Below are 7,071 nucleotides of genomic sequence, written 5' to 3' on the forward strand. Positions count from 1 at the left end.
GTGGTGCTGCGGGGTGCGGTCCGGTGTGCTGTGCGGTGGGCGGGCACTGCGGGCTCCCTCCTGGCTCCCTCGGGGTCGGCTTACGGGGGTTCAACGCGTGTTCGACCTGTCGGTCACTGGTGCCCCTTGATCGGGTTGCCGTGGGGGTCGCTTTCGCTCACCCGCGCTCGCGGGGTGCCGCTGCGCCCACCGTGCCGCCCCTAGCCGCACGACTGCCCGCAGCTGGGTGGGGAGGGTGGCCAAACCGGCTGTACTTGGCAGCAACCATTGCGTTACGGGGGCGGGCTCGTGCATGCTCCCTGGAACCCCGCGCAGCCGGTGCGGGATCTGGGCGGAGGAGGCGTGCGGTCGTACCCTTGGGGGTATGGGGTTGGGAAGATGTTTCCCGGACACGGCTCCGCCGCGCACCGATGTCCCATCCACGTCGTCCCATACACGAGGATCCGAACGCCGAGACACCCATGGCCGGTCACGAATTCTTCGACTCCGCGGACCGCGAGCGGCGGCCCGTCGCCGATCACACGGCGGCAGAGCCCCTTGCGGCGGAAGAGGCACGTCCCTCCTGCGACCCCGCCTTCCAGCACGGCGTCGTCGTCGGCTTCGACGGTTCGACGTCCAGTGAGCGCGCCCTCGCGTACGCCATCGGGATGGCCCGCCGCTCCGGTTCGGGCCTGATCATCGTGCACGTCGCCAACCGGCTGCCCACGACCGTGTGGGCCGGCTGCGAGCCCCCCGTCTTCGTCGACGTACCCGACCACCGCACCGAGGTCCTCGGGCTGGAGCTCGCCTGCGCCGACTACCTCGTCGAAGTGCCCTGGATCCTCGTCGAGCGCGGTGGCGACATCTGCCACGAACTCGAAGAGGTGGGGCGGGAGTACGAGGCCGACGCGATCGTCGTCGGGTCGACGCACGGCATCGTCGGGCGGATCTTCGGGTCCGTCGCCGGGCGGCTGGCCAAGCGGGCGCAGCGTCCGGTCATCGTCATTCCCTGACGAGTTCGAGTTCGAGAACCCGTAAGTCTACTGGCGCGTAGGGGTGTTTGTGTCCTTGTGAAGGGCATAACCCGCGTGATGCCGGACCGAGTGGTGTGACGGCCACGGTAGTTGGCAGCGGCGCTGGGATGTTGGGCGACTCCCGGCGTCATGGAACGGACCCCCTTGTGATGGGTGGCATCACGTGGGGGTCCGTCTTCGTCGTGCGGCCTCTGCGGGTGGGTGGGGGTTGCTCGCGCCCACGCGGCGGAGCCGCATGTCGATACAGCCCCGCGCCCCTCAAAAGCCTGGGCGCGCCCCGTTCTTGGAGGGGACCGCTACTCCACCGTCACCGACTTGGCCAGGTTGCGGGGCTTGTCGATGTCGCGGCCCAGGGCCAACGCCGTGTGGTAGGCGAGGAGTTGGAGCGGGATGCCCATGAGGATCGGGTCGAGCTCGTCCTCGTTCTTGGGGACGACGATCGTCTGGTCGGCCTTCTCCTGCTCCTGGTGGGCGACGGCGAGGATCTTGCCGCTGCGGGCCTTGATCTCCTCCAGGGCGGCGCGGTTCTTCTCCAGCAGGTCGTCGTTCGGGACGATCGCGACCGTGGGCAGGGCGGGCTCGATGAGGGCCAGCGGACCGTGCTTGAGCTCGGAGGCGGGGTAGGCCTCCGCGTGGATGTAGGAGACCTCCTTGAGCTTCAGGGAGGCCTCACGGGCCACCGGGTAGCCCCGGACACGGCCGATGAAGAGCATCGAGCGGGCCTCGGCGTACTGCTCGGCCAGCTTCTTGATCTCCTCCTCCTGCTCCAGCATCTCGGAGATCTGGGCGGGGAGTTTGCGCAGGCCCTCGATGATCCGCTTGCCGTCGCGGACGGAGAGGTCACGGGTGCGGCCCAGGTGCAGCGCCAGAAGGGCGAAGGCGACCGTGGTGTTGGTGAAGCACTTGGTGGAGACGACGCAGACCTCGGGGCCCGCGTGGACGTAGATGCCGCCGTCCGCCTCACGGGCGATCGCCGAGCCGACCACGTTCACCACACCCAGCACTCGCGCGCCCTTGCGCTTCAGCTCCTGGACGGCCGCCAGCACGTCGTAGGTCTCGCCGGACTGGGAGACGGCGATGTAGAGGGTGTCGGGGTCGACGACCGCGTTGCGGTAGCGGAACTCGGAGGCCGGCTCGGCGTCGGCGGGGATGCGGGCCAGCTCCTCGATCATCTGGGCGCCGATCATGCCCGCGTGGTACGAGGTGCCGCAGCCGAGGATCTTGACGCGGCGGATCTGGCGCGCCTCGCGGGCGTCCAGGTTGAGGCCGCCGAGGTGCACGGTGGAGAAGCGGTCGTCGATGCGGCCGCGCAGCACGCGGTCCACGGCGTCGGCCTGCTCGTGGATCTCCTTGTGCATGTAGGTGTCGTGGCCGCCCATGTCGTACGAGGCGGCCTCCCACTCCACGGTGGTGGGCTCGGCCGTGGTGCGGGTGCCCTCCGTGGTGTAGGTGCGGAAGTCGTCGGCCTTGAGGGTGGCCATCTCGCCGTCGTCGAGGGTGACGATCTGGCGGGTGTGGGCGACCAGGGCGGCTATGTCCGAGGCGACGAACATCTCCTTCTCGCCGATGCCGAGCACGACGGGGGAGCCGTTGCGGGCCACGACGATACGGTCGTTGAAGTCGGCGTGCATGACGGCGATGCCGTAGGTGCCCTCGACGATCCGCACCGCCTGGCGGACCTTCTCCTCCAGGGTGGTGGCCTGGGAGCGGGCGATGAGGTGGGTGAGCACCTCGGTGTCGGTCTCGGAGAGGAACTCGACGCCGTCCGCTTCGAGCTTCTTCCGCAGGTCGGAGGCGTTGTCGATGATGCCGTTGTGGACGACGGCGACCTTGTTGTCGCCCGACATGTGCGGGTGGGCGTTCACGTCGGACGGGGCGCCGTGGGTGGCCCAGCGGGTGTGGGCGATGCCGGTCGTGCCCTTGAAGCGCGCGGGGACCTTGGCCTCCAGGTCGCGGACCCGGCCCTTGGCCTTGACCATCTTCAGGCCGGCCGTCTTGGGCGAGGTGACCACTATGCCCGCGGAGTCGTAGCCCCGGTACTCCAGGCGCTGCAGGCCCTCAAGGAGCAGTGGCGCCACGTCGCGCTTGCCGATGTAACCGACAATCCCGCACATATATACGTATCCCCTAGCTGTGGATGTTCAGCCGTAGCTGTTCAGCCGTAGACGATGCGGCGCAGCTGCCTGAGCGTGAGCTCCGGTGGTGCGACCGCCCGGTATTTCAGGTCTGCCTCGATCTGTTCGAAGATCGTCGCGTTGACCAGGCCCTGGGCCTGGAGCTCGCGGTGGCGGCGACGGACGAATTCCTCGGTCGTCTCGTCGAAGTAGGCGAGCACGTCCTGGATCACACGCAGCGCCTCGCCCCGGTTGAGGGGCGAGGATCGCGTCAGGTGATCAACGAGTTCGTCGTGCACTCGGTAGATCCTGGGGCACCAGAGAGTGATGTGCAAGAAATCTGCCCGAAATCGGGCAGGGGTGTGTTGAATCTAGCAGCACGAGTACCTGCGCTCCACGTTCTCCCGACGCTCGATGATCAGAGGCGGCGCGGTCACGCTCGGCGCCGTCACGGGCGGCGCGTTCGTGCCCGCCGCCACGGCCCGGGCCGCAGGCCCGGCTCCCGTCCGCACCTCCTTCGTCCCGACCCAGGCCGGTACCGGCACCGAGCGGGTCGACGGCTCCCTCGTCGCCCCCTTCGGCCGTCACCTCGCCTTCGGCAACGACCCGCGCACCGAGGTCACCGTCTCGTGGCAGGTCCCGGTCGCCGTCCGGAAGCCGTTCATCCGGATCGGCGCCCACCCCCAGGACCTCTCCCGTCGCATCGACGCCGAGGTCCGCACCCTCTTCACCCCGGCCGGTGTCGGCCCGAGCGGCGACCACACGCAGTACTACGTGCACGCGAAGCTCACCCACCTCAAGCCCGGCCGCACCTACTACTACGGCGTCGGCCACACCGGCTTCGACCCGGCCGAGCCGCACCTGCTGGGCACCCTCGGCACCTTCACCACCGCCCCCGCGCACAAGACGCCCTTCACCTTCACCGCCTTCGGAGACGAGGGCGTCGGGTACCACGGCCTCGCCAACAACAGCCTGCTGCTCGGCCAGAACCCGGCCTTCCACCTGCACGCCGGCGACATCGCCTACGCCGACCCGGCCGGCCAGGGCAAGACCGCCGACAGCGGCTTCGACTCCCGGGTGTGGGACCAGTTCCTGGCCCAGACCGAGTTCGTCGCCAAGTCCGTGCCGTGGATGCCCGCCTACGGCAACCACGACATGGAGGCCTGGTACTCGCCCAACGGCTACGGCGGCGAGGAGGCCCCTGCGGGTGGACGTGAAGCCGGCGCCGAAGGGGCACCACGCCACGCTCACCGTGAGCGGCATCGCCGAGACGGGTGCGCGCGTCGACCACTTCACGGTGGCACGCCGGGCCAAGTGACCGCCGACCGCCGTGACTTACCCCGGGGTGACCCTGGCGGGCGGTCCTCACGCGCGTCACAGACGCTTGAGGACCGCCTGCTTGGCCAGGGTGAACTCCTCGTCCGTGAGCACCCCGGACCGGTGGAGGTCGCCCAGCTCGCGCAGGCGGCGCAGCAGGGCGTCGTGGTCCTCGGGGGCGGGCCCGCCCGCGGGAGGCGGGGACGGGGTCAGCTGTTTCGGTGCCGGGGCGGCCGGGTGCGGGAGCCTTGCCTGTACGGCCGCCGCGACCAGGGCCATCAGGGGGTCCTTCTTGAAGCCCCACAGCTCCACGGAGTGCGGGTCGTACTTGGGCGGGGCCTTGGTCGGCGCGTTCCGCACGGTGAAGCGGAGATGGCCGTTCTCCAGGCCGACCGAGGGGTGCCACTCGACGCCCTCTATGTCCGTCAGGGACAGTGTCCGCGCCCCGGCCGCGGCCTTCGCGTCCTCCGTCTTCCAGTTCCACTCCAGCCGTACGTGCTCGCCGTCGAAGCTCGCGGTACCGTCCCCGGCGGAGACGGAGAGCGGGACGGCCGGACCGGCGAGGAGGTAGGAGTCGACCGCGTCGGTCGGCACCTCGTCCAGGAGCAGCGCGTTGCGGATCTCGTCCACGAAGTACTCGGCGACGCCGTACCGGTCGGCGTCGACGCTCAGCTGGTACGGGTCGTTGGTGTCGGTGAGCCGGCCGCCGGTCGCTTGGAGGAGCGGGTCGGAGCCGTCGCGCAGCCGTAGCCGCAGCCGCCCCGACTTCCTGCCCTGCTCGAAGGAGATGCCCGCCAACGCGCCCAGCGGGACGGTCAGTTCACCGAGGGTCTTGCGGAGCAGGCTCACGCTCTTGTCGCGGCCCGGGGTCAGTCGCAGTGTGTCGCCGTCGAAGGTCCACGTGCCGTCCCGCTGGAGGATTTCCGCCATGCGGGGGATTCTCCCACCGGCCGCGAGGAGAGATGGTCTAGACCTGGAGGGGGTGGAGGGACGATGGTGGGGAGCGCACAGTTCGATATGTGGAGGGAGCTCGCCGTGAGATCGCACCACAGATCGACCCGCCTTCTCGGCTCGCTGCTGCTGCTGCTGGTGGTGGCGGTCGGGACCTTCGCCGTAGGAGCCGCACCCGTGTCCGACAACGCCTCTGCCGACGCCGACGCCGACGCCGCCACCGCCGCCACCGTCCCGTTCGGGCAGGTGATCCCGGCCCCCGGGTCGGTCCGGCCCGGCGGAGCGCCGTACCGGCTGACGAGCGGGGCGCGGATCGTCGTCGACGGCGGGCCCGAGGTGAGCCGGGTGGGGGAGTACCTCGCCGGGATCCTGCGGCCCTCGACGGGGTACCAGCTGCCGGTGACCGAACGCCAGGAGGCCGGAATCCGCCTGCGGTTGACCCCCGATGAGACGGGTCTCGGCCAGGAGGGCTACCGCCTGGACAGCGGCCCGTCCGGTGTAACCCTCACCGCCCGCGCGCCCGCCGGGCTCTTCCACGCCGTCCAGACCCTGCGCCAACTGCTGCCCGCCGCCGTCGAGAAGGACTCCGCGCAGCCGGGCCCCTGGCTGGTCGCGGGCGGCACGATCGAGGACACCCCGCGCTACGGCTGGCGCGGCGCGATGCTCGACGTCTCCAGGCACTTCTTCACCGTCGACCAAGTCAAGCGGTACGTCGATCAGTTGGCGCTCTACAAGTTCAACAAGCTGCATCTGCACCTCTCCGACGACCAGGGCTGGCGCATCGCGATCGACTCCTGGCCACGCCTCGCCTCGTACGGCGGCTCCACACAGCTCGGCGGCGGCCCCGGCGGCCACTACAGCAAGGCCGACTATCGGGAGATCGTCCGGTACGCGGCCTCGCGCCATCTGGAGGTCGTCCCCGAGATCGACATGCCGGGCCACACCAACGCGGCGCTCGCCTCCTACGCCGAGCTGAACTGCGACGGTGTCGCGCCCCCGCTCCACACCGGCACCGAGGTCGGCTTCAGCTCCCTCTGCGTCGACAAGGACGTGACATACGACTTCGTGGACGACGTCGTGCGGGAGCTGGCCGCGCTCACGCCGGGCCACTATCTCCACATCGGCGGCGACGAGGCGCACTCCACCAGCCACGAGAACTATGTGAAGTTCATGGACCGGGTGCAGCCGGTCGTCGAGCGGTACGGGAAGACCGTGGTCGGCTGGCACCAGCTGACCGGGGCGACGCCTGCGCGGGGTGCTCTCGCGCAGTACTGGGGGTCGGACGGCACGGGTGCGGAGGAGAAGGAGCGGGTGGCTGCCGCCGCGCGCAACGGGACGGGCATCGTGCTGTCGCCCGCCGACCGGATCTACCTCGACATGAAGTACGACGAGGACACGCCGCTGGGGCTCGACTGGGCGGGCTACGTGGATGTGCGGCGGGCGTACGACTGGGATCCGGGGAGCTATCTGGAGGGGGTGCCGGGTGCCGCGGTGCGGGGGGTCGAGGCGCCGTTGTGGACGGAGACGATCGTTTCCTCGGCGGATGTTGAGTACATGGCGTTTCCTCGGCTGCCGGGGGTCGCGGAGTTGGGGTGGTCGCCGGGGGCCGTGCGTGGATGGGACGGGTATCGGGTGCGGCTTGCTGCGCAGGCTGCTCGGTGGGAGGTGTTGGGGGT

General features: G+C 70.0%; 5 protein-coding genes and 1 pseudogene. 3 read left to right on the forward strand and 3 right to left on the reverse strand.

Translation table 11 applies throughout. The features are described from left to right. The first annotated feature begins 461 nt into the window (after positions 1-461). Complete coding sequence (locus P1P70_RS37050; RefSeq protein ID WP_319245600.1) at positions 462-992, forward strand: universal stress protein; 531 nt, start codon at positions 462-464, stop codon at positions 990-992. Positions 993-1,309: 317 nt separating this feature from the next. On the opposite strand, the gene glmS is transcribed toward P1P70_RS37050, so the two are convergent. After that, the gene (glmS, locus tag P1P70_RS37055; protein WP_319245601.1) at positions 1,310-3,127 is read right to left on the reverse strand and encodes a glutamine--fructose-6-phosphate transaminase (isomerizing); all 1,818 of its coding nucleotides are present in this window, start codon (positions 3,125-3,127) and stop codon (positions 1,310-1,312) included. 41 nt (positions 3,128-3,168) lie between these two features. Further along, positions 3,169-3,426, reverse strand: a complete 258-nt coding sequence (locus P1P70_RS37060) for a hypothetical protein (RefSeq protein WP_086802204.1) — start codon at positions 3,424-3,426, stop codon at positions 3,169-3,171. Positions 3,427-3,514: 88 nt separating this feature from the next. On the opposite strand from P1P70_RS37060, the pseudogene P1P70_RS37065 reads away from it, so the two are divergent. Next, positions 3,515-4,327: pseudogene (locus P1P70_RS37065) on the forward strand (purple acid phosphatase family protein); the annotation flags it as partial. A gap of 174 nt (positions 4,328-4,501) precedes the next feature. Here the strand turns inward: P1P70_RS37065 and P1P70_RS37070 are convergent. Further along, positions 4,502-5,374, reverse strand: a complete 873-nt coding sequence (locus tag P1P70_RS37070) for a DUF4429 domain-containing protein (protein ID WP_319245603.1) — start codon at positions 5,372-5,374, stop codon at positions 4,502-4,504. 105 nt (positions 5,375-5,479) lie between these two features. Here P1P70_RS37070 and P1P70_RS37075 point away from each other — a divergent pair. Continuing rightward, positions 5,480-7,071: beta-N-acetylhexosaminidase (locus P1P70_RS37075; RefSeq protein ID WP_413471635.1), on the forward strand; the 1,592-nt coding region annotated here is incomplete at its 3' end.

It is taken from the genome of Streptomyces sp. MB09-02B (assembly GCF_033794485.1).
Lineage (GTDB): Bacteria > Actinomycetota > Actinomycetes > Streptomycetales > Streptomycetaceae > Streptomyces.